At 72.1% G+C, this 20645-nt stretch carries 17 protein-coding genes and 1 pseudogene; 15 read left to right on the forward strand and 3 right to left on the reverse strand.

From position 1 onward, the window contains the following. Nucleotides 1-34 precede the first annotated feature (34 nt). From ABZZ79_RS09440 to ABZZ79_RS09480, 9 genes are all read left to right on the forward strand, one after another. A complete protein-coding gene (locus ABZZ79_RS09440; RefSeq protein WP_356688173.1) occupies nucleotides 35-286 on the forward strand; it encodes a helix-turn-helix transcriptional regulator in 252 nt (83 codons plus the stop codon). Nucleotides 287-413: 127 nt separating this feature from the next. Beyond that, nucleotides 414-2108: a hypothetical protein gene (locus tag ABZZ79_RS09445; RefSeq protein ID WP_356688175.1), complete on the forward strand. Its 1695-nt coding sequence runs from the start codon at nucleotides 414-416 to the stop codon at nucleotides 2106-2108. Nucleotides 2109-2302: 194 nt separating this feature from the next. Further along, nucleotides 2303-3145, forward strand: coding sequence for a nitrilase-related carbon-nitrogen hydrolase (locus ABZZ79_RS09450; RefSeq protein WP_356688177.1), 843 nt, complete (start codon nucleotides 2303-2305; stop codon nucleotides 3143-3145). Further along, nucleotides 3142-4428 (forward strand): aspartate aminotransferase family protein, encoded by a 1287-nt coding sequence (locus ABZZ79_RS09455; protein ID WP_356688179.1) that lies wholly within the window; start codon nucleotides 3142-3144, stop codon nucleotides 4426-4428. Before ABZZ79_RS09450 ends, ABZZ79_RS09455 begins: the two co-directional genes overlap by 4 nt. A gap of 27 nt (nucleotides 4429-4455) precedes the next feature. Further along, a complete protein-coding gene (locus tag ABZZ79_RS09460) occupies nucleotides 4456-6012 on the forward strand; it encodes a PucR family transcriptional regulator (protein WP_356688181.1) in 1557 nt (518 codons plus the stop codon). 155 nt (nucleotides 6013-6167) lie between these two features. Further along, nucleotides 6168-7010 (forward strand): nitrilase-related carbon-nitrogen hydrolase, encoded by an 843-nt coding sequence (locus ABZZ79_RS09465; RefSeq protein ID WP_356688183.1) that lies wholly within the window; start codon nucleotides 6168-6170, stop codon nucleotides 7008-7010. A gap of 66 nt (nucleotides 7011-7076) precedes the next feature. Next, a complete protein-coding gene (hydA, locus tag ABZZ79_RS09470) occupies nucleotides 7077-8477 on the forward strand; it encodes a dihydropyrimidinase (RefSeq protein WP_356688185.1) in 1401 nt (466 codons plus the stop codon). An 11-nt stretch (nucleotides 8478-8488) separates the two neighbouring features. Next, nucleotides 8489-9508, forward strand: a complete 1020-nt coding sequence (locus ABZZ79_RS09475; RefSeq protein WP_356688187.1) for a TIGR03842 family LLM class F420-dependent oxidoreductase — start codon at nucleotides 8489-8491, stop codon at nucleotides 9506-9508. Between the two features lie 174 nt (nucleotides 9509-9682). Continuing rightward, the gene (locus ABZZ79_RS09480) at nucleotides 9683-11209 is read left to right on the forward strand and encodes an NCS1 family nucleobase:cation symporter-1 (protein ID WP_356688189.1); all 1527 of its coding nucleotides are present in this window, start codon (nucleotides 9683-9685) and stop codon (nucleotides 11207-11209) included. Between the two features lie 22 nt (nucleotides 11210-11231). Here the strand turns inward: ABZZ79_RS09480 and ABZZ79_RS09485 are convergent, their stop codons facing one another. Next, complete coding sequence (locus ABZZ79_RS09485) at nucleotides 11232-11894, reverse strand: hypothetical protein (RefSeq protein ID WP_356688191.1); 663 nt, start codon at nucleotides 11892-11894, stop codon at nucleotides 11232-11234. Between the two features lie 736 nt (nucleotides 11895-12630). On the opposite strand from ABZZ79_RS09485, the pseudogene ABZZ79_RS09490 reads away from it, so the two are divergent. From ABZZ79_RS09490 to ABZZ79_RS09510, 5 genes and pseudogenes are all read left to right on the forward strand, one after another. Continuing rightward, nucleotides 12631-12786, forward strand: a pseudogene (locus tag ABZZ79_RS09490) (leucine zipper domain-containing protein); the annotation flags it as partial. 266 nt (nucleotides 12787-13052) lie between these two features. After that, nucleotides 13053-13898, forward strand: coding sequence for an inositol monophosphatase family protein (locus ABZZ79_RS09495; RefSeq protein ID WP_356688193.1), 846 nt, complete (start codon nucleotides 13053-13055; stop codon nucleotides 13896-13898). 365 nt (nucleotides 13899-14263) lie between these two features. Beyond that, nucleotides 14264-15673 (forward strand): NAD(P)/FAD-dependent oxidoreductase, encoded by a 1410-nt coding sequence (locus tag ABZZ79_RS09500; protein ID WP_356688195.1) that lies wholly within the window; start codon nucleotides 14264-14266, stop codon nucleotides 15671-15673. A 41-nt stretch (nucleotides 15674-15714) separates the two neighbouring features. Then, nucleotides 15715-16224 carry an O-acetyl-ADP-ribose deacetylase gene (locus ABZZ79_RS09505; protein WP_356688197.1) on the forward strand — a complete coding sequence of 170 codons (510 nt, stop codon included), beginning with the start codon at nucleotides 15715-15717 and terminating at the stop codon, nucleotides 16222-16224. Between the two features lie 58 nt (nucleotides 16225-16282). Then, nucleotides 16283-18694, forward strand: coding sequence for a serine protease (locus ABZZ79_RS09510; RefSeq protein ID WP_356688199.1), 2412 nt, complete (start codon nucleotides 16283-16285; stop codon nucleotides 18692-18694). Nucleotides 18695-18712: 18 nt separating this feature from the next. Here the strand turns inward: ABZZ79_RS09510 and ABZZ79_RS09515 are convergent, their stop codons facing one another. Together ABZZ79_RS09515 and ABZZ79_RS09520 are read right to left on the reverse strand one after the other, a co-directional pair. After that, a complete protein-coding gene (locus tag ABZZ79_RS09515) occupies nucleotides 18713-19033 on the reverse strand; it encodes a trypco2 family protein (protein WP_356688201.1) in 321 nt (106 codons plus the stop codon). A gap of 108 nt (nucleotides 19034-19141) precedes the next feature. Then, entirely contained in the window at nucleotides 19142-19975 is an 834-nt protein-coding gene (locus ABZZ79_RS09520) for a maleylpyruvate isomerase family mycothiol-dependent enzyme (RefSeq protein WP_356688203.1), read from the reverse strand. A 107-nt stretch (nucleotides 19976-20082) separates the two neighbouring features. Here ABZZ79_RS09520 and ABZZ79_RS09525 point away from each other — a divergent pair, with 107 nt between their 5' ends. Further along, nucleotides 20083-20508, forward strand: coding sequence for a CBS domain-containing protein (locus ABZZ79_RS09525; protein ID WP_356688205.1), 426 nt, complete (start codon nucleotides 20083-20085; stop codon nucleotides 20506-20508). Nucleotides 20509-20645: the final 137 nt, after the last annotated feature.

Below are 20645 nucleotides of genomic sequence, written 5' to 3' on the forward strand. Positions count from 1 at the left end.
GTATAAGAATGGGGATCGGTAGTAGACTGGCGTCATGGTGCGCACCCCGCTGACTCCCGAAGAGCGTGAACGTGGCGAGCGGCTCGGTCGGCTGCTGCGCGAGGCCCGTGGCGGCCGCAGCATGGCCGCGGTCGCCGCGGACGCCGGCCTCTCCGCCGAGACGCTCCGCAAGATCGAGACCGGCCGGGCCCCGACCCCGGCCTTCTTCACCGTGGCCGCGCTGGCGCGGACGCTCGGCCTGTCGATGGACGAGCTCGTCGCGCATTGTGAACTTTTGCCTGTCTGAGGTCACAGCAGGTCGGAGCGCGAACGGCGGCGTCCGCGCCATGCCGGAAAACTCCCCGTAGCCGGGTGGTAACACGGCTGGTGTTCGCTAACGAAACGGAATGCTCCGGTCTTGCGGGGGTCGTGCGATGTCAGTAGATCAACTCCCCACTCAGATAAGGGAGTTCGCAAACTACCTGGACGGCCTGCTGGCCCGCCTGGACGAAAGCGGCGGCTGGTGCGCGGTCTTCTGGCAGCGCGACCCCGATGGCATGCAAGCCTGCCTCGACGGGCGCGAGCTTCCGCCCTGGGACGTCCTGGAGGCCCTGCTCCAGGACTACACCGCGGAGTACGGCCCCGACGCCGCGGCCGAGGAACTGGACCGGGCCCGCCCTCTGCACACGGCCGCGCTCACGGCCCACGACCTGCGCCCCGGTGGCCGTGAGGCCCTCGGTGACCGGCTGGACGTGATGCTCCGCGAGCAGAAGTACGCCGCCGAACGCCTGACCGGCCTCACCGCCGCTCTGGCCTCGGCCGTATCCGCCGCCGAGGCCGAGGCCCTGCGCATCGACCTCGCCTGGGCCCGCGACGACCACGACCGCGCGAGCGCCCGGTGCGTGGAGCTGCGCCGCAGGATGGGGGACCTGGACCGCTTCGCGGGGCCCGAGGGGCGGGTCGTGCGGCCCGGCGACAGGGTGCCGCCCCAGGCGGGCGTCAACGGCCGCGCCCTGCCCGGCAGGGGAGCGGCGGGGCCCGGCCCGAGGGGCGTCGGCGCGCCCGCGGCGCTGCCCGCTCCGGCGGGCGGCGGGTCCGCAGCCCCAGCGGCCGTGGCACGGTGGCGCCCCGACCCGGCGGCGGCACGGGCGGCCCGGGGCGAGCGGGGACCCGCCGGGCACCCCCACCAGGACCCCTCCGCCGCTTCAACGCGGCACCCCTACGGTGACCCTCGCCCGACCCCCGCCGGCGACCCCGGCGGCGCCTACGGGCATCCGTACCCGGACCCCGCAGCCGAGCCGTCGCCCTCGCCCTACGGCGAACTTCACGCGACCCCCGCAGAGCCCGCCACCGAGCCCTCGCCCCACGTCCCTGACCCCGCCCCCGACGCCCCCAACCCCAAGCAGCGCAAACGCCGCCGGGGCAGTGCCCGCTTCGCCGGGATGGCCGACGAGGAGGAGGCGGCGCCCCTCCCCGTACCGGACGCGGCGATGCCGGACCTGTCCGCCGCGCCGAGCGGGGGCGGCCGTACGCCGCGCGGGGCGCGGTTCGCCGGGGCCGCCGAGGAGCCTGAGCGGATCACGGAGCGGCCCGCCGACGCCGAGGACCTGACCGCCGTCGTCGAGGCCGTCCGCGCGCTGCTGCGTCTGCGCGGCGAGGGGCGCAGCGGGGAGGCGCACGCCCTGCTCGTGGAGGCGGCCTACTGGCCCGCCGTCCGCTTCCCCCTGATCGCCGCCGAGCTGGAGCGGGCCGGGCTCGGCGCGGACTGGGCGTCGCTGCTCTGGGAGGCCGCCTCGCTGCCGCCCGAGCTGCTGGTCGCCGCCTCGGACGCCCTGGTCGTGGCGGGCCGGGACAGCGACGGGCATCAGATCCTGCGGCAGGGTGTCGTACGGCCGGCACACGAGGTCGTGCAGGCGGTCGTGGCCATGGCGGCCGAGGGGCGGCGCCGCGAGGTGCGCGCGCTGCTCGACGCCTACGTCCGGGTGCGCACCCCCGAGGAGGCCGCCCGCAGTGCCTCCGTCGATCCCCAGGCCCTGGTGCCGTTGCTGCTGGAGGCCGCCCAGGGCGTGTCCGACGAGCGGTACTGGGACCTGCTGCACGCCTTGCGGGTCACGGGCTTCGCGGTCTGACCGGGGGCGGGCGTCGCGCGCGGCTTCATCCGCCGCCCCGCCCCCCGGCTCACCCACGGGAGTGGCAATCGCCCCGGACCCCGCGGGTTGGCGACAATGGTCTTGGCAAGGTTCTCGGGTAGGCATACGTTCATCCCTCTACGTCCCTGTTCTACGGGCGTAGAGGCGCTGACGTCCCGTCGAAGGAGCAGCTCATGGCGAACGTCGTCCGTGCCGCTCTGGTCCAGGCCACCTGGACCGGCGACACCGAGTCCATGGTGGCGAAACACGAGGAGCACGCCCGCGAGGCGGCTCGCCGGGGAGCCAAGATCATCGGCTTCCAGGAGGTCTTCAACAGCCCTTACTTCTGCCAGGTCCAGGAACCCGAGCACTACCGGTGGGCCGAGCCGGTCCCGGACGGCCCCACCGTGCGCCGGATGCGGGAGCTGGCCCGCGAGACCGGGATGGTCGTCGTCGTGCCGGTGTTCGAGGTCGAGCAGTCGGGCTTCTACTACAACACCGCGGCCGTGATCGACGCCGACGGCACCTACCTCGGGAAGTACCGCAAGCACCACATCCCGCAGGTGAAGGGCTTCTGGGAGAAGTACTACTTCAAGCCCGGCAACCTCGGCTGGCCCGTCTTCGACACCGCCGTCGGCAAGGTCGGCGTCTACATCTGCTACGACCGCCACTTCCCGGAGGGCTGGCGGCAACTGGGCTTGAACGGCGCACAGTTGGTCTACAACCCGTCCGCCACCCACCGCGGCCTGTCCTCCTACCTGTGGCGCCTGGAGCAGCCCGCGGCCGCCGTCGCCAACGAGTACTTCGTCGCCGCGATCAACCGCGTCGGCAAGGAGGAGTACGGCGACAACGACTTCTACGGCACGTCGTACTTCGTCGACCCGCGGGGGCAGCTCGTCGGCGAGACCGCCAGCGACACCAAGGAGGAACTCCTCGTCCGCGACCTCGACTTCGACACCATCGAAGAGGTCCGGCAGCAGTGGGCCTTCTACCGAGACCGCCGCCCCGACGCCTACGAAGGACTGGTACAGCCGTGACCAACGACCTCCTGGGCCGACACCGCACCGTGCTCCCGGACTGGCTCGCGCTCTACTACGAGGACCCGCTGGAGATCACCCACGGCGAGGGCCGGCACGTCTGGGACGCCGACGGCAACCGCTACCTGGACTTCTTCGGCGGCATCCTCACCACCATGACCGCCCACGCCCTGCCCGAGATCACCAAGGCGGTCGGAGAGCAGGCCGGGCGGATCATCCACTCCTCCACGCTCTACCTCAACCGGCCGATGGTCGAACTCGCCGAGCGCATCGCCAAGCTGAGCGGCATCCCGGACCCGCGGGTGTTCTTCACCACCTCGGGCACCGAGGCCAACGACACCGCCCTGCTGCTCGCCACGACGTTCCGGCGCAGCAACACCGTCCTGGCGATGCGCAACAGCTACCACGGCCGCTCCTTCAGCGCCGTCGGCATCACCGGCAACCGCGGCTGGTCCCCGACCTCGCTGTCCCCGCTGCAGACGCTCTACGTCCACGGCGGTGTGCGCGGCCGCGGCCCCTACGCGGCGCTGAGCGACCCGGACTTCATCGCCGCCTGCGTCGAGGACCTCCAGGACCTGCTCGGCCACACCCGGGCGCCCGCCGCGCTGATCGCCGAGCCGATCCAGGGCGTCGGGGGGTTCACCTCACCGCCCGACGGCCTCTACGCCGCGTTCCGGGAGATCCTGGCCCAGCGCGGCATTCTGTGGATCGCCGACGAGGTGCAGACCGGCTGGGGCCGCACCGGCGAACACTTCTGGGGCTGGCAGGCGCACGGCCAGGCCGGGCCGCCGGACATCGTCACCTTCGCCAAGGGCATCGGCAACGGCATGTCCATCGGCGGCGTCATCGCCCGCTCCGAGATCATGAACTGCCTGGACGCCAACAGCATCTCCACTTTCGGCGGCACCCAGATCACCATGGCGGCCGGCCTCGCCAACCTCAACTACCTGCTGGAGCACGACCTCCAGGGCAACGCCCGCCGGGTCGGCGGACTGCTCATCGAGCGGCTGCGGGCCGTCGGCGCCCAGGTCCCGGCCGTACGGGAGGTCCGCGGGCGCGGCCTGATGATCGGCATCGAGCTGACCCGCCCCGGCACCGACGAGGCCGACCCGCAGGCCGCGTCCGCCGTCCTGGAGGCGGCCCGCGAGGGCGGACTGCTCCTCGGCAAGGGCGGCGGCCACAACACCAGCGCCCTGCGCATCGCCCCGCCGCTCTCCCTGACCGTCGCGGAGGCCGAGGAGGGCGCCGCGATCCTCGAACGCGCTCTGAGAAGCATCCAGTAGCACCATGTGAGTTGAGGGAGCGCCGCCATGACCACCGCCCTGGAGACCCTGGAACCGGCCCTGTCGGTCCGTCAGGTGCTCGGCCTGGAAAGGGTGCTCGCCGGGGAGCCCGAGGTGGTGGCCGGGGCCGGTCATCTCGACCGGCCGGTGCGCTGGGTGCATGTCGCCGAGGCCGCCGACGTCGGGGTGATGCTGTCCGGTGGCGAGATGGTCCTCACCACCGGAGTGCTGCTCGCCGGTGACGAGCACAAGCAGGCCGAGTACATCCGCTCCCTGCACCGCGCGGAGGCCGCGGCCGTGGTCCTCGGACTCGGCCGCGCCTTCCCCACCCCGCCGGACGTGATGCGCCGGGCCGCCGAACGCTGCGGACTGCCCCTGGTCGTCCTGCACCGGCCCTTTCCCTTCGCGGAGCTGACCGAGGAGGTCCAGTCCCGGCTGGTACGGCGGAAGTTCGCCGCGGTCAGCCTCTCCGAGTCCGTCCGCACCGCGCTCACCGGCCTCATCACGGCCGGCGCCCCCCTGCAACGGCTGCTGGACGAGGTCGCCCAGCACAGCGGCTGCCCCGTCGTCGTCACCAACCTCGCCCACCGCGTGCTGGCCACCGGCGGCGAGCGGCCGGCCGTCGACGACGTCCTTCGCGACTGGGAGCGCATCGCCCGGCAGGCCGGCGGCCGCGAGGGCGACGGCTGGATCCGCGCCGAACTGGGCGGACGAGGCGAGCGCTGGGGCCGCATCGTGCTGTGCGGCTTCCGCGGGGACACCGCCGCCGGACGCCTCCTCGCCGACCGCGCCGCCGAGGCCCTCGTCCTGCACCGCATGCTCGGCGGCACCGCCGCCTCCTGGGAGGAGCAGTCCGCGCAGAGCCTGCTCACCGACCTGGTCTCCGGCGTCGTACCGGCACGGCAGCTGCTGCCGCGGGCACGGGCCGCCGGACTGCCGGTCAACCTCCGCACGTTCGTGCCGCTCGTGGTGCGCGGGCCACGGCCCGAACGGCTGGACCGGGTGCTGCGGCTGATCGGGCTGCCCGGGCTGGCCGCCGAACTCGCCGACGGCACCACGGCCGTTCTGCTGAGCCTCGCCCGAGACCAGGACGCCGAGACGCTCACCGGGCACTTCGCGGCCCGGCTGCGGCAGGAGGGCCCGGCAGCCGTCGTGGCCGCCGCCGCGCCCCGCCCCGACTGGGACGACGTCCCCGCGGGACTGCGTGAGGCCCGGCACGTCGCGGACGCGGTCGCCGACTCCTCCAGCGCCCTCGAACCGCCGCCGGTCGTCCGCCTGAAGGACGTCCATCTGCGCGGCCTGATCCGGCTGCTGCGCGACGACCCGCACGTGCAGTCCTTCGCCGAAAGGGAGTTGGCCGGGCTGCTGCGGGCGGCGGAGGACGACCTGCTCGCCGTGCTGCGCACCTATCTGGCCACCGGCCGCAACAAGTCCCTCACCGCGCAGCTCCATCACGTCTCCCGGCCCGCCCTCTACCGCCGTCTGGAGGCGATACAGGCCCGGCTCGGCGTCGACCTCGACGACTTCGAGCAGGCGGCCTCGGTACACATCGCGCTCCTCGCGCATGACGCGCAACAGGGGTGAAACATGCGACGACCTGGGAGAACGGTGAGGAAACATGGGGTCGGTCAAGGGTGACACGGTGCCACGCCGCACCCCCGCAGACGTGACACGGTGCAACTCAAAGCGGGCGCCCGGACTTTCTAGGCTCACCGGACACCGAGCTACCGGAGGTCCCGATGAGCCGAGTGATCCGCGCCGCCGTCTTCCAGACGGCCTGGACCGGCGACAAGGAGTCGATGATCCGGGTGCACGAGCAGGCGGCCCGCGACGCCGCCGCCCAGGGCGCCCAGGTCCTGTGTTTCCAGGAGCTGTTCTACGGACCGTACTTCTGCCAGGTGCAGGACCCGGCGTTCTACGAGTACGCCGAGCAGATCCCCGAGGGCCCGATCGTGCGGCGCTTCCAGGCCCTCGCGAAGGAGCTGGGCCTCGTCCTGGTGCTGCCCATGTACGAGGAGGAGCAGCCGGGCGTCCTCTACAACACCGCCGCCGTGATCGACGCGGACGGCTCCTACCTCGGCAAGTACCGCAAGACGCACATCCCGCAGGTGCGCGGTTTCTGGGAGAAGTTCTACTTCCGCCCCGGCAACAGCGGCTGGCCGGTCTTCGACACCGCCGTCGGCAAGGTCGGCGTCTACATCTGCTACGACCGCCACTTCCCGGAGGGCTGGCGGGCCCTGGGCCTCGCGGGCGCCGAGCTCGTCTTCAACCCCTCTGCCACCTCACGCGGCCTGTCCGGCTACCTCTGGCAGCTGGAACAGCCCGCCGCGGCCGTGGCCAACGAGTACTTCGTCGGCGCGATCAACCGGGTCGGCGTGGAGGAGTACGGCGACAACGACTTCTACGGCACGTCGTACTTCGTGGACCCGGAGGCCCAGTTCGTCGGCGAGGTCGCCAGCGACAAGGAACCCGAACTGGTCGTCAGGGAACTGGACATGAGCAAGCTGCGAGAGGTCAGGGACCGCTGGCAGTTCTACCGGGACCGGGCGCCGGGGGCGTACGGCCCGCTGACAGCGCCCTGAGGGGGCGCGGGGAACTGCGCGACCAGCCACAGACAACCGGCAGACGCAATCCGTGAGGAGCGACCAATGAGCCGTACAGTGATCCGGGGCGGCCTAGTCATCACGGCCGCCGACGAACTCCACGCCGACGTCCTGATCGAGGACGGCCGCATCGCCGCCCTCGCGGCCACCGGCACCCCCGCCGCGGAATCCTTCACCGCGGACACGACGTTCGACGCCACGGGAAAGTACGTCATCCCCGGCGGCGTCGACGTCCACACCCACATGGAGCTGCCCTTCGGCGGCACCTTCGCCTCCGACACCTTCGAGACCGGCACGCGCGCGGCAGCACACGGCGGCACGACCACGATCGTCGACTTCGCCGTGCAGAGCGTCGGCCACATCCTGCGCGAGGGCCTGGACTCCTGGCACGCCAAGGCGGAGGGCCACTGCGCGATCGACTACGGCTTCCACATGATCGTCTCCGATGTGAACCAGGAGACGCTCAAGGAGATGGACCTCCTCGTCGAGGAAGGCGTCACCTCCTTCAAGCAGTTCATGGCCTACCCGGGCGTCTTCTACAGTGACGACGGCCAGATCCTGCGCGCCATGCAGCGCTCCGCCGAGAACGGCGGACTGATCATGATGCACGCGGAGAACGGCATCGCCATCGACGTCCTCGTCGAACAGGCCCTGGCCCGCGGCGAGACCGACCCGCGCTATCACGGCGAGGTCCGCAAGGCCCTGCTGGAGGCCGAGGCCACCCACCGGGCGATCAGACTCGCCCAGGTCGCGGGCGCCCCCCTGTACGTCGTGCACGTCTCCGCGATGGAGGCGGTCGCGGAGTTGGCGAAGGCACGCGACGAAGGCCTCAACGTCTTCGGCGAGACCTGCCCGCAGTATCTGTTCCTGTCCACCGACAACCTCGCCGAGCCGGACTTCGAGGGCGCGAAGTACGTGTGCTCGACCCCGCTGCGGCCCAGGGAGCACCAGTCCGTGCTCTGGCGGGGCCTGCGCACCAACGACCTCCAGGTCGTCTCCACCGACCACTGCCCGTTCTGCTTCGTCGGCCAGAAGGAACTCGGCCGGGGCGACTTCTCCAAGATCCCCAACGGTCTGCCGGGCGTGGAGAACCGCATGGACCTGCTCCACCAGGCCGTGCTCGACGGGCACATCTCGCGCCGCCGCTGGATCGAGATCGCCTGTGCGACCCCGGCCCGGATGTTCGGCATGTACCCGAAGAAGGGCACCATCGCGCCGGGCGCCGACGCCGATGTCGTCATCTACGACCCGCACGCCGAGCAGGTGCTCTCCGCCGAGACGCACCACATGAACGTCGACTACTCGGCGTACGAGGGCAGGCGGGTCGGCGGCCGGGTCGACACCGTGCTCTCGCGCGGAGTGCCCGTCATCACCGAGCGGGAGTACACGGGCCGTGCCGGGCACGGCGCCTACATCCCCCGCTCCACCTGTCAGTACCTCAACTAGGAGTGGCGCAGATGGACTTCGGACTCGTTCTGCAGACCGACCCACCGGCCTCGCGGGTCGTCAGCCTGATGAAGCGCGCCGAGCGCAACGGCTTCTCGTACGGCTGGACCTTCGACTCCGCCGTGCTCTGGCAGGAGCCGTTCGTGATCTACAGCCAGATCCTCGCGAACACGACCCGGCTGAAGGTCGGACCGATGGTGACCAACCCCGGCACCCGCACCTGGGAGGTCACCGCCTCCACCTTCGCCACCCTCAACGACATGTTCGGCAACCGCACCGTGTGCGGCATCGGCCGCGGCGACTCCGCCATGCGGGTGGCCGGCCGCAAGCCCAACACCCTCGCCCGCATCAGCGCCGCCATGAAGGTCATCCGCGCGCTCGGCAGCGGCGAGGAGGCCGACCTCGGCGGCACGGTCGTCCGTTTCCCCTGGATCAAGCCGGGTGCCGAACTGCCCGTGTGGATGGCCGCGTACGGCCCCAAGGCGCTGAAGATGACCGGCGAGGAGGCCGACGGGTTCATCCTCCAGCTCTCCGACCTCTACCTCACCGAGTACATGGTCAAGGCGGTGAGGCAGGCCGCCGCGGACGCCGGACGCGACCCGGCCTCGGTCACCGTCTGCGTCGCCGCGCCCGCCTACGTCACCGCCGACGACTCGCCCGAGGCGCTCGCCCACGCGCGTGAGCAGTGCCGCTGGTTCGGTGGCATGGTCGGCAACCACGTCGCCGACCTGGTCGCCAAGTACGGCGAGCACTCGGCGCAGGTCCCCGACGAACTCACCGAGTACATCAAGGCCCGTGAGGGCTACGACTACTCGCACCACGGGCGCAGCGACAACCCCGACACCCAGTTCGTGCCCGACGAGATCGTCGACCGGTTCTGCGTCATCGGGCCCGTCGAGAAGCACATCGAGAAGCTGAACGCGCTGCGCGAGCTGGGTGTCGACCAGTTCGCCGTCTACGACATGCACGACGCGCAGGAGGCCGTGATCGACGCGTACGGCTCCCAGGTGATCCCGGCCCTCAACGGCTGATCCGTCCCCCTCCCCCCGAACTCCCCCTCCCCGCCGTCCCGGGGAGGGGGTCAGGGCGCATCCGCGCTCCCGGGTCCGCCAGACGTCCGCGGTCCCCGGCGCGCGCCCCCGCGCACCCCCCTCGGCGCCACCCGCACGGCCTTTCCCGTCCCACCTCGTTCGATTGGCCTGCCCATGACCGACACCGCTCCCACGGCCATACCGCCGACCACCCAAGTCACCCTCGCCGACGGGCGCGTGGAGATCGCCCCCGACTCCCCGCCGCCGGGCGGCCGCTTCGCCAACGAGGACCTGCTCCCGGTCCCCGTGGCGCGGCGCACCTGGACGACGTACAACTTCTCCGCGCTGTGGGTCGGCATGGCCCACAACACCGCCTCCTGGACGCTCGCCTCCGGTCTGATCGCCGTCGGCATGGACTGGAAGCAGGCGGTGTTCACCATCGCCCTCGCCAATGTGATCGTGCTGGTCCCGATGCTGCTCACCGGGCACGCGGGCCCCAAGTACGGCATCCCCTTCCCGGTGTTCGCGCGGGCGTCCTTCGGTATCCGCGGCGCCAACCTGCCCGCTGTCGTAAGGGCGTTGGTGGCGTGCGGCTGGTTCGGCATCCAGACCTGGATCGGCGGCGAGGCGATCTACTTCCTGGCCGGGAAGCTGATCGGTGCGGGCTGGACGGACGCCGCGAAGGTCGGCGGCTACGCCTGGACGATGTGGCTGTCCTTCGCCATCTTCTGGGCGATCCAGGTCGCGATCATCTACCGGGGCATGGAGACCATCCGCCGGTTCGAGAACTGGGCGGCGCCCTTCGTGCTGGTCGGCGCGCTCGTGATGCTGTGGTGGATGAGCAGCAAGGCCGGCGGACTCGGCCCGCTGTTCGACCAGCCCTCCAAGCTCGGCTGGGGCGGCGACTTCTGGAAGCTGTTCTGGCCCGCCCTGATGGGCATGATCGGCTTCTGGTCCACGCTGTCGCTGAACATCCCGGACTTCACCCGCTACGGCAGGAGCCAGAAGGCGCAGACCTGGGGGCAGGCACTGGGTCTGCCCACGACGATGACGTTGTTCGCGTTCCTCTCGGTGCTCGTCACCTCCGGCTCGCAGGCCGTCTACGGCGAACCCATCTGGAACCCGGTGCAGTTGGCGGCGCGGACCGACAACACGGTGGGCCTGCTGTTCGCCCTGGTGACCGTGCTGGTCGCGACGCTGTCCGTCAACGTGGCCGCCAACCTGGTCTCCCCGGCCTTCGACTTCTCCAACATCGCGCCCAGGAAGATCAGTTTCCGGGCCGGGGCGCTCGCCACCTGCGTCATCGGCGTACTGATCTTCCCGTGGAAGCTGTACTCCGACCCGCAGGGCTACATCTTCACCTGGCTCGGCCTGGTCGGCGGACTGCTCGGCACGGTCGCGGGCATCCTCATCGCCGACTACTGGATCCTGCGCCGCTCCCGCCTCGACCTCGTCGACCTGTACCGCGAGGGCGGCCGCTACTGGTACGAGGGCGGCTGGAACTGGCGGGCCGTCGCCGCCTTCCTGACCGGCGGCGTCCTGGCGATCGGCGGCGCCACCTTCAAACCGCTGATCGACGGCCGGCCCATCCCCGCGCTGGAGCCGCTCGCCGACTACGGCTGGGCCGTCGGACTCGGCACGTCGATGGCGCTGTACCTGCTGCTGATGCTGACGACGGGACGGCAACACACCGCCGTCTGAGGTGAGTTCGCTGGAGAACGGTTCAGGACCTGCCGTTCTCCAGCGCGGCCGCCGCCTCCTTGGCCGCCTTGATGGCGCCCTTGTTGATCTCGTCCGTGCTGGGCGCGTCCTTCGACTCGAAGTCGCTGCCGGTGTACGTGACGATCACCAGCGCGTTGTGCGAACGGGCCAGCACCGTGCCCTCGCGGCTCTTCTGGTCGTCCTCGGTGGTGAGGTTCACGACGGAGTAGCCCGCGTCACCGAGACCGGGGACCTCACCGCCGCCCTTCGCCTTCTCCACGCGCCCCTGGTACGACTTCTCCGCCTCCGCGTCCGAGTCCATCACCTCGAAGGACACGTCGAGCCAGCGGTAGTCGTAGCCGTCGAGCGCGTTCCACGAACAGGTGCGGCGCACCTTGGAGTCGGTGGACGGTATCTCCTTGCCCGCAGTCTTCGCGCCGGGCACCAGCGAGGTGATCGTCTTCTTGGCCAGGCTCGTGCAGGGCGCGGGCGAGGCGGCGTACGTCCGGGGCGCGGCCGACGCCGTCGACGCCGACTCCGACTGTGTGCCCGTCTGCTGACCGGGCGTGTTCTTGGCGGCCGACGAGGTCTCGGGGCCGGACGTGAGGACCCAGCCGGCGCAGGCGAGAACCGCGACAGGGGTCAGACGTGCGGTGAGGGCGAGCGGCAGAGGAAGAGAACGCACGGCGCACTTTTCGTGGGGGACGGTGCGGAAGGAGTCCGCACTGCGGACGGGGGACGCCAGTGTCACACGACTGGCAGTGGTGCGGAAGTGCCAACTCGCTCCGTGCGCGGCCGGTGACGGGGGCGAGTTACCGGCGGGTAGAGTGTCCGGTTATGTCCCCTCGGGTGCGGGAGCGGACCGACTCGGCTCCCGCCGCCGGTCAACGGCGCGCGCTTATGATCACGCGTTCCGCCCCCGCATCGCGGGGGAGGCCGCCCGTGTTCACCGCGCGTCCCACTCTCCGGGGCGCCTTCGGGATGGGCCTTGACCCCCGATGTCGAACACGTCTGTGCGGCTGGGGCCAGGCTGCTTGATGCCCGTTGGTGGGTGTTCTCGAAGGCGATCGGACACCGCTGTCCGAGGCTGGAGTGGCGACGCCGGGTGTTGTGTCGGGTCAGCCGGCGGAAGACGTCGAATCAGGCTTCGCGCGGGGTCGGCCGGCCCTTTCGGCCCTGCGGGGGCTGGCAGCGCTGCGGCCGGTACTCGCACTCACGACGGCGTTGTGTGTCGTTTGCCGAGGTCGGGCGATTCCGTGCGTCCGCCGAGAGGCGACGCACCGGTTGAGTGCGGGTCCGTCGGGGCTATGTTCGCGTAAACACCGGCGGCGCCCGACACGCGATCCACGGCGTCGCACGACCCTCCGGCACCATCCCCGGCCTGGCCGCGACGACCCTCGTGTCCCACCCGTGACGCACCCCTGACCGAGACCGGACGGCTGCGTCTGGCCCGTTGCGTGGTCGAGGACGGCTGGCCGCTGCGCCGGGCCGCCGAAAGCTTCCAGGTCTCGCCCGCCACCGCCCAGCGCTGGGCCACCCGCTACCGCCCGCTCGGCGAAGCAGGCATGGCCGACCGGGTCCTCACGCCCGAGCCGCAGCGGCGAACCCGCGAGGTACACAGGGGTACGCGGTCGGGGTGTTGAGCCGGGTCTGCGGCGGGCGCGGTCGGGTGTTGAGCAGGGTCTGCGGCGTGCGCGGGCGGGCGGGCGTTGAGCGGGTCTGCGGCGTGCGCGGTCGGGCGTGGAGCGAGGGGTGAGCCGCCTCACTCGGTGTTCATCCCAATTCTGCCGGTAGTTCACGAAACGGGCAGGGATTGTCAGTGGTCCGTGCTCTTATGGGAGACATGATCGAAGACACGGAAACCATCGACGAGTTTCTCGCGCGCCGCTCGGCCGACGTGGAGGAGGCGGTCCGCAAGGCCGCCGCGGCCGAGATCATGCCCCGCTTCCGGCAGCTCGGCGCCCATGAGATCGACCAGAAGAGCGGCCCGCACGACCTGGTGACGGACGCCGACCGCGAGGCCGAGCGCCATCTCACCGAAGTCCTCACCCGCCTGCTGCCCGGCTCCGTCGTGGTCGGCGAGGAGGCGGTGCACGCCGACCCCACGACGTACGAGGCGATACGCGGCGACGCGCCCGTCTGGATCGTCGACCCGGTCGACGGCACACGGCAGTTCGTGCACGGCCAGGACGGCTTCTGCACCCTGATCGCCCTCGCCCGGCACGGCGTCGTGTACGCCTCGTGGACGTACGCGCCCGCCCGCGACCAACTCGCCACCGCCGTACGGGGCCAGGGCGCCTACCTGGACGGCGAGCGGCTGTTCGCCGGAGCGCCCGCCGCGGGCAGCCCCCTGCGCATAGCCACCTCGCACCCGGACTACACGACGGACGAGCAGAAGCGCGCCCTGCTCGGGCTGTGGGCCGACGGCACCGCCCCGCGCGCGTGCGGTTCGGCCGGCCTGGAGTATCTCGCCGTCGCGCGGGGCGAGTCGGACGCCACGGCCTTCAGCTGGGAACTGGCTTGGGATCACGCGGCGGGGCTGCTGCTGGTCGAGGAGGCGGGCGGCGCCCACCTCACGCTGACCGACGAGCCGTTCCGCATCACCGGCGGCAACAGCCTGCCCTTCACGGCCGCCCGGGACGCCGCGACGGCCCGCACCGTGCGGGGCCTGCTGTCGGGCACGGCCTGACGAGGGGACCCGGACTCGCGCGTGAGGCGCCCGACCGGGTGTCGGGTGTCGAGGAGGGCCGGCCGTCGGCGGCCGGAAAGGGGCGTCGGGTGTGAACGGGCGGGCTGGTTGTCGGCCGTCGGCGGCCGGATCGGGTGTCGGGTGTCAACGGGCGGGCCGGCCGTCGGCCCTCGGCGACCGGATCGGCCGTCGGTCGTCGAGGACCGGGCCGGGACCGCTCGGGGGAGCGGAACATCCGGTTCCGCGAGGCCGTCGCGATCAACAGGGCATGTACGACAGGCCTTGGGCACGGGCGTTGTCGGTCGGGCGGCATATCCTGATCCTCAGAGGCCGTCGGCTGACGAAGGGGTCCGAAAGTGCCGTCCATGTTCGATGCCGTCGTGGTGGGTGCGGGGCCGAACGGGCTCACGGCCGCCGTCGAGCTGGCCCGCCGCGGATTCTCCGTGGCCCTGTTCGAGGCACGCGACACCGTCGGCGGGGGCGCCCGCACCGAGGAACTGACCCTGCCCGGCTTCCGTCACGACCCGTGCTCGGCCGCACACCCGCTCGGCATCAGCTCACCGGCGTTCCGCGCCCTCCCGCTGGAGGAGCACGGCCTGCGCTGGCTGCACGCCGACCTGCCCATGGCGCACCCCTTCCCCGACGGCAGCGCCGCGGTCCTGGCCCGGTCCGTCGCGGAGACGGCCGCCTCGTTCGGGCCACGTGACGCGGGTGCCTATCGCCGGCTGGTCCAGCCGTTCCTGCCGCGCTGGGACACCCTGGTCCGCGATTTCATGTCCCTGCCGCTGACCGCGCTGCCCCGCGACCCGGTCACCCTCGCCCGCTTCGGACTGCTGGGCCTGCCACCCTCCACCTGGCTGACCCGCCGCTTCCAGGACGAGCGCGCCAAGGCCCTGATCGCGGGGCTGGTCGCCCATGTCATCGCCCCGCTGAACGGCTTCGCGACCGGCGCGATCGGCCTGGTCTTCGCGCTCGCCGCGCACGCCCGTGGCTGGCCCGTCGCCGAGGGCGGCTCGCAGTCGATCTCCGACGCGCTGGCCTCCCTGCTGCGGGCCCACGGCGGCACGATCCACACGGACTACGAGGTCAAGCGGCTCGACGACCTGCCGCCCGCGCGCGCCTACGTCTTCGACACCTCGCCCACCGCCCTCGCCCGTATCGCGGGCCTCGGCGACCGCTACGACCGCTACCGCTACGGCGCCGCCGTCTTCAAGATCGACTACGCCCTGGACGGCCCGGTGCCGTGGACCGCGCCAGAGGCCCGGGCCGCCACCACCGTCCAGGTCGGCGCGAGCGCCACCGAGATCGGCACCGCCCTGCACGCGGCCTCCCGCGAGGGCCGCGCACCCGAGGTGCCGTTCCTGATCACCGTGCAGCCCGGCGTCGTCGACCCGACCCGCGCCCCGGCCGGCAAGCACGTCTTCTGGGCCTACGCCCATGTCCCCAACGGCTGGACGGGCGACCTCACCGACGCCATCGAGCGTCAACTGGAGCGCTTCGCCCCGGGCTTCCGCGACCGCGTCCTCGCCCGTGCCGTCGCCGGCCCGCCCGAACTCGCCGCCCGCAACGCCAACTACGTCGGCGGCGACATCGCCACCGGCGCGTTCACCGGCCTCCAGACGCTGCTGCGCCCCCGCCTCTCCCTGTCGCCGTACAACACCCCGCACCCGGCCGTCTTCATCTGCTCCTCCGCCACCCCGCCGGGCCCCGGCGTACACGGCATGTCCGGGCACAACGCGGCCAAGGCGGTATGGAGACGGCTCCGACAGACCTGACGGAAGCCGACGCGAGGAAGAAGGGGGAAGAGGAGGTCACCATGACCACCATCGAGCTCGTCCAGGGCGACATCACCCACCAGAGGGCCGACGCGATCGTCAACGCCGCCAACTCCTCCCTCCTCGGCGGCGGAGGCGTCGACGGCGCCATCCACCGCCGCGGCGGCCCCGCCATCCTGGAGGACTGCCGCCGCCTGCGCGCGGGCCACTACGGCAAGGGCCTCGCCACCGGCCAGGCCGTGTCGACGACCGCGGGCGACCTGGACGCCCGCTGGGTCATCCACACCGTCGGCCCCGTGTTCAGCCGGCAGGAGGACCGCTCGGCCCTCCTGGCGTCCTGTTACCGCGAATCACTCCGCGTCGCCGACGAACTCGGCGCCCGCACCGTCGCCTTCCCCGCCGTCTCGGCCGGCGTCTACGGCTGGCCGATGGACGACGCGGCCCGCATCGCGGTGGAAACGGTCCGCGCGACGGACACCGCCGTGGAGGAGGTGCGCTTCGTGCTCTTCGACGAGGACGCGTACAACGCCTTCGCGGCGCAGACCGGTTGAGAGTCGGCGAACCGACAGGGGCTGGTGCGGGCAGCCGCGCGTGTGATGCACTCGGGCCATGCCGTTGGACCCGCGTCAGCTCGCCGAGATCAAGGCGGTCGGATACGGATCCGGGGTGCGGCTGGCCCCGCGCCTCGTGCTCGGCTCGGGGCATGTGTGCGGACCCAGGGGCGGCACCGCGGCACAGGTGCGCTTCCTCGGCGGTGACCGCGTCTTCGACGGCAGAGTGGTCTGGCAGCGCCAGGACAGCCGGGTGGACGCCGCCCTCATCGAACTGAGCACCGAGCCCGCCCAGGCCTGCGTACCACCGAGACCAGGACGTTTCACCGGTGCCACCGGACATCATCGCTGTGCCGCCTGGGGTTTCCCGGCCGGCGTGGCACGCGACTTGCGGGACGTCGTCGAACTCGGCGGAACCATCAACCCCGGCACCCAGCGCATCGCCGGCCGACACCGCATGACGATCACGGACGCGATCCCGCGTCGCGGCGTGCCGGACGGTCGGTCGCCCTGGCAGGGGCTCTCGGGTGGCCCGGTGCTCGACGAACAGGGCGGCCTGCTCCTCGGCATCGTGCGGGACGACCCGGTGGAGTACGACTCCGACGCCCTGGAGGTCGTACCCCTCGCGGAACTGCTCCGCGACGAGGACTTCCGCGGTGTCCTCGCCATGCACCTCGGGCAGCCTCCGCCCGCCGAATCTGTGGAGTTCGCCCCGCTGCTGGACCGCCACGACGCACCGGCCGCGGTGTCACCGGGGTGCCTGTTACGCGCCGAGAGCGAGACCGTCCGCTTCCGCGGCCGCGCCGACGTGCTGGCGGAGTTGGGCGAGACACTGGTCAGACTGCTGGCACTGCGCATTCGGACCGGCCCGTTGCAGCGCGCGGCCGCGCTGGCACCCGAGACGGCCGAGGTGCTGCGCGAACTGATCGGCACACCGCGTACGGCGCCGGCCGGCCGGCCCGAGCCGGTGGAGGCCGACCGGCTCCGGGCCGGGCTCGCGCTCACCCTGGTCACCCTCGGCGAGCACCTGCGCACCCGAAGCCCACGGCAGGCCGTCGCCTTCTTCCTGGAGGGCGCGAACCTGGCCTGGGACACCGAGGAACAGCGGCTCGTACGACCGGATCTGGCGGTCGGTGCCCTTGAGTGCCTGCTGCGCTGCGGGCCCGAGCCCGAGGAAGCGGCGGCGGGACGCGACCTCGCGCTGCGTGTGCTCCGTCGGCTCGCGGACACCGACGACGAGGCGGAGGAGGAGCGGCGGGGCCGGCGGCTGAGTCTGCTGCTGACGCTCGCACATCTGCGGTTGCAGCTCCACGAGGTCGTGGCGGCGAGGGAGCACTGCGCCGCAGCGGAGAGCCTCGCCCGCGCGAGGCTGCGCCCCGGTGAGTCCTCCGCGGAACTGGTCTGGGCGCTGGCGCTGCGGCGTGGCGACCCCGAGCAGGTCTCCGCCGATCCACTGTCCGGGATCGAGGAGCTCGCAGCCGAAGGCGAGGCGCTCTTCCGCGCCACGGCCGACTACGCCCGGCAGGATCCGCGTGACGGCCTGCGTCTCTTCGCGGCCTTCGTGCCCCAGACGATCCTGGCCGCCTGCGCCAGGGCGCACTTCGACCCCTCCGCGGACAGGGAGACCGTGAGGCACGAGCGGATCGGCGCCGCACTCGAGGTGCTGACCGGGAACAGCGGTCGCGGGACAGCCGCCGGGGAACTCGTCCCGATCGTACGGATGCTGATGCGGCTCGCGACGGACGGCCAAGCGGTGCCGGGGCGTTCGGGCTTCCACGAGCGGGCGGTGGCGGCCTTCGACGCGCTGTCCCGGTCGTCTGACTTCGACAGTCCGATGGCGCGCGAACTCGTGACCTTGGTGATGGACCTGAGCAACGAGGAGGATGACGCCAACGCATGGGCGGGAGCCATGATCACGGCCCGTCTGCTCGCCGAGGGCCGTGCCGTGGCGCTCGGTCGCCACGAGGATGCCGCCTTTGTGCACGGGGTGTTGACCCTGGCCCGGCTGCGGCTCCCTGAGGACCCGGATCGCACGGCCGCGTCCCTGGACGCCCTGACCGAGCTGCTGCCCCTCCTCGACGACGCCCCTGAGTCGTATCGCAGGATGGTCGGGCCCCTGATCGCCGAGTTCTATCTGCGGGACGTACTGCCGAGTGGCGACTGGCGCCGTCGTACGGCCTGGGCCACGGCTCTCGTCCGGCTGGGCCGGGCTTATGGGATTCCGCAGGAGGGGGACGAAAAGGCCGCTCTCGGTGTGGCGTTGAGCGACGTGTCGTTCGAGCTGGAGAAGCGGACGAGGTACGGCGACGCGGAGCGCTGCGCGGCGCTGGCCGTCACCGTCATCGGCCCGCTCGCCGTGACGGACCCCGCGCGTTACGGGGCGGTTCTGGACGGCGTGCGGGCGCAACTGGCGGCGCTGCGAGAACGAACAGCGGGCCCGGTCGGCACCGATCCGGGGACGGCCCGCTGACCGGCCCCGGTGCCCGACTCAGGGCTGGGCCGGTCTGGGCAGCAAGTCCCCCTGCGGGTCCGCGACCTCGGGACGTCGCCCGGTCGACCGCACCCTCGGCTCCAGCGTGACTCGCACGGTCTGGGTGAAGCTGTCCGACACACTCCCCTTGGCCCCGGCCTCCACCACCCACAGCTTCACCGCGGTGCCCGTCTCACCCGCGAAGGACACCTCCACGGTGAACTCAAGCTCCACCGGTCCCACGTCGAAGACGAGATCCTTCCCGGCCACGTCACGGTTGAGCGCGGACAACTGCTCGCGCACGCTCTCGACAGCCTGGGACAGCTCCACTCTGCGCATGCGCCGAGTCTCGGCAGTGTGCGGCCCGTACGTCAACGGAGAGTTGCCGCCGGTGACAGGAGTGTGACAGGGCGGCACCCGAGCCGCAGCCCCAGGAAACCGGCACCGTCACCAGCCAGGCACGGGCGGCAGCGGCCACCTCGGTGGCTCCGGCAGCGGTGCCGGGGTCAGGTCCCTCGCCGGGGTACGGCCGCTCAGCCAGCCCAGCAGGACGTGTCCCGGAGCGGTGAGGAGCGGGCCCTCGGGTGAGACCGTCCAGGTGCGGCCCAGATCGACCGCCGCGACGGTCGAGAGGCCGAAGCCGTAGGCGGTCAGGGCGCCGAGGGTGTCGTCGAGGGCCCAGTCGACGTAGGAGACGGGCCAGTCGGACGTGGCGTAACCGACGTCGAGATCGACGTGGTGCGTCTCCAGCTCCCGCAGACAGCGGCGCAGGGTGAACCAGGCCGGGTGCCGCCAGCCCGCGAGCGCGGTGACCAGGACGTCCCAGGCGGCTTCGGACAGCGTCCGGGCCCTGACGGCGAACCGGTCCAGGCTCCCACCCAGATCGGCCCGCAGCTCCCCGGCCGGGAGCGCGGCCGCCTTCTCCACCGCCTCCGCCAGAGCGGTGGCGTCCGCCCTTCCGGCACCTCCGCCCGTCGCCGCCGCGTCCAGCAGGCGGACGTACGCGTCCGCGGCGCGGGCCACATGCGCGAGGACGTGCGCCCGTGTCCAGCCCGGCAGCGCGGACGGGCCACGCAGCCGTTCCCCGTCGAGCCCGGCGGCCGCCGCGCGGAGCCGGCCGGCGGAGCGGACGACGTCCGCCAGGAGAGGGGGGACGGCCGGAGAAGACGCGCTGGTCACCAAGTGCTCCAGTTGCTCGACGTGACTCGCCCGCGCGCACTGCTCGGGCCCACGACGGCCGGACCGCTCCCCGGAGGTGTCCCACTCCGGCGCGCCCGTCACGGCCCGCCGCCACTGTACGGAATGCCGCGCGGCCCTGCCCCGCCCGGCTCCCGGCGGGACAATGGCCTGGTAGGGGTCGACGATCCCCTTCCACTCGGGAGGTGCCCATGTCCCGGCAGATACGTGACGTGATGTCGCCCGGTGCCGCCGCCGTCGAGCCGATGACCACGGTGGCGCGGGCCGCGCGGCTGATGAGTGAGCAGGACATCGGGGATGTCCTGGTGGCCTACGACTGCGATTTGTTCGGCGTGCTGACGGACCGGGACATCACGGTCCGGGTGGTCGCCGCGGGCCGTGACCCGGAGGCCACCAGCGTCGGCACGGTGTGCACCCGGCCGCCCGTGGTGACGCTGTCGCCCGACGACACGACCGACCGCGCGGCCGAGCTGATGCGACTGCACGCCGTCCGCCGGCTGCCCGTCGTCGAGCACGGCGGCTGCCCGGTCGGGATGGTGACCCTCGGCGACCTGGCCACGTCCGACGACCCGCACTCCGCCCTGGCGGACATCAGCCGGGCCGGCCCCAACCACTGACGGGCGCCGGCCCGGACCCCGTACGCGACGGGCGGCGGCGGCGAAAAGAGGCGAGAGGCGGTGGTGAGAGGGTGATCACCTTTGGTGAGGCGGTGTGGCGGTGGGGGCCGAGCGGCGAAACAATCTGAGGCGCACCA

It is taken from the genome of Streptomyces sp. NPDC006458 (genome assembly GCF_040612135.1).
GTDB lineage: Bacteria > Actinomycetota > Actinomycetes > Streptomycetales > Streptomycetaceae > Streptomyces.

Bases quoted from the DNA above. Each gene is read 5' to 3' on its own strand.
- ABZZ79_RS09440 (WP_356688173.1), top strand. From the start codon at position 35: ATGGTGCGCACCCCGCTGACTCCCGAAGAGCGTGAACGTGGCGAGCGG.
- ABZZ79_RS09445 (WP_356688175.1), top strand. From the start codon at position 414: ATGTCAGTAGATCAACTCCCCACTCAGATAAGGGAGTTCGCAAACTAC.
- ABZZ79_RS09450 (WP_356688177.1), top strand. From the start codon at position 2,303: ATGGCGAACGTCGTCCGTGCCGCTCTGGTCCAGGCCACCTGGACCGGC.
- ABZZ79_RS09460 (WP_356688181.1), top strand. From the start codon at position 4,456: ATGACCACCGCCCTGGAGACCCTGGAACCGGCCCTGTCGGTCCGTCAG.
- ABZZ79_RS09465 (WP_356688183.1), top strand. From the start codon at position 6,168: ATGAGCCGAGTGATCCGCGCCGCCGTCTTCCAGACGGCCTGGACCGGC.
- hydA (WP_356688185.1), top strand. From the start codon at position 7,077: ATGAGCCGTACAGTGATCCGGGGCGGCCTAGTCATCACGGCCGCCGAC.
- ABZZ79_RS09475 (WP_356688187.1), top strand. From the start codon at position 8,489: ATGGACTTCGGACTCGTTCTGCAGACCGACCCACCGGCCTCGCGGGTC.
- ABZZ79_RS09480 (WP_356688189.1), top strand. From the start codon at position 9,683: ATGACCGACACCGCTCCCACGGCCATACCGCCGACCACCCAAGTCACC.
- ABZZ79_RS09495 (WP_356688193.1), top strand. From the start codon at position 13,053: ATGATCGAAGACACGGAAACCATCGACGAGTTTCTCGCGCGCCGCTCG.
- ABZZ79_RS09500 (WP_356688195.1), top strand. From the start codon at position 14,264: ATGTTCGATGCCGTCGTGGTGGGTGCGGGGCCGAACGGGCTCACGGCC.
- ABZZ79_RS09505 (WP_356688197.1), top strand. From the start codon at position 15,715: ATGACCACCATCGAGCTCGTCCAGGGCGACATCACCCACCAGAGGGCC.
- ABZZ79_RS09510 (WP_356688199.1), top strand. From the start codon at position 16,283: ATGCCGTTGGACCCGCGTCAGCTCGCCGAGATCAAGGCGGTCGGATAC.
- ABZZ79_RS09515 (WP_356688201.1), bottom strand. From the start codon at position 19,033: ATGCGCAGAGTGGAGCTGTCCCAGGCTGTCGAGAGCGTGCGCGAGCAG.
- ABZZ79_RS09525 (WP_356688205.1), top strand. From the start codon at position 20,083: ATGTCCCGGCAGATACGTGACGTGATGTCGCCCGGTGCCGCCGCCGTC.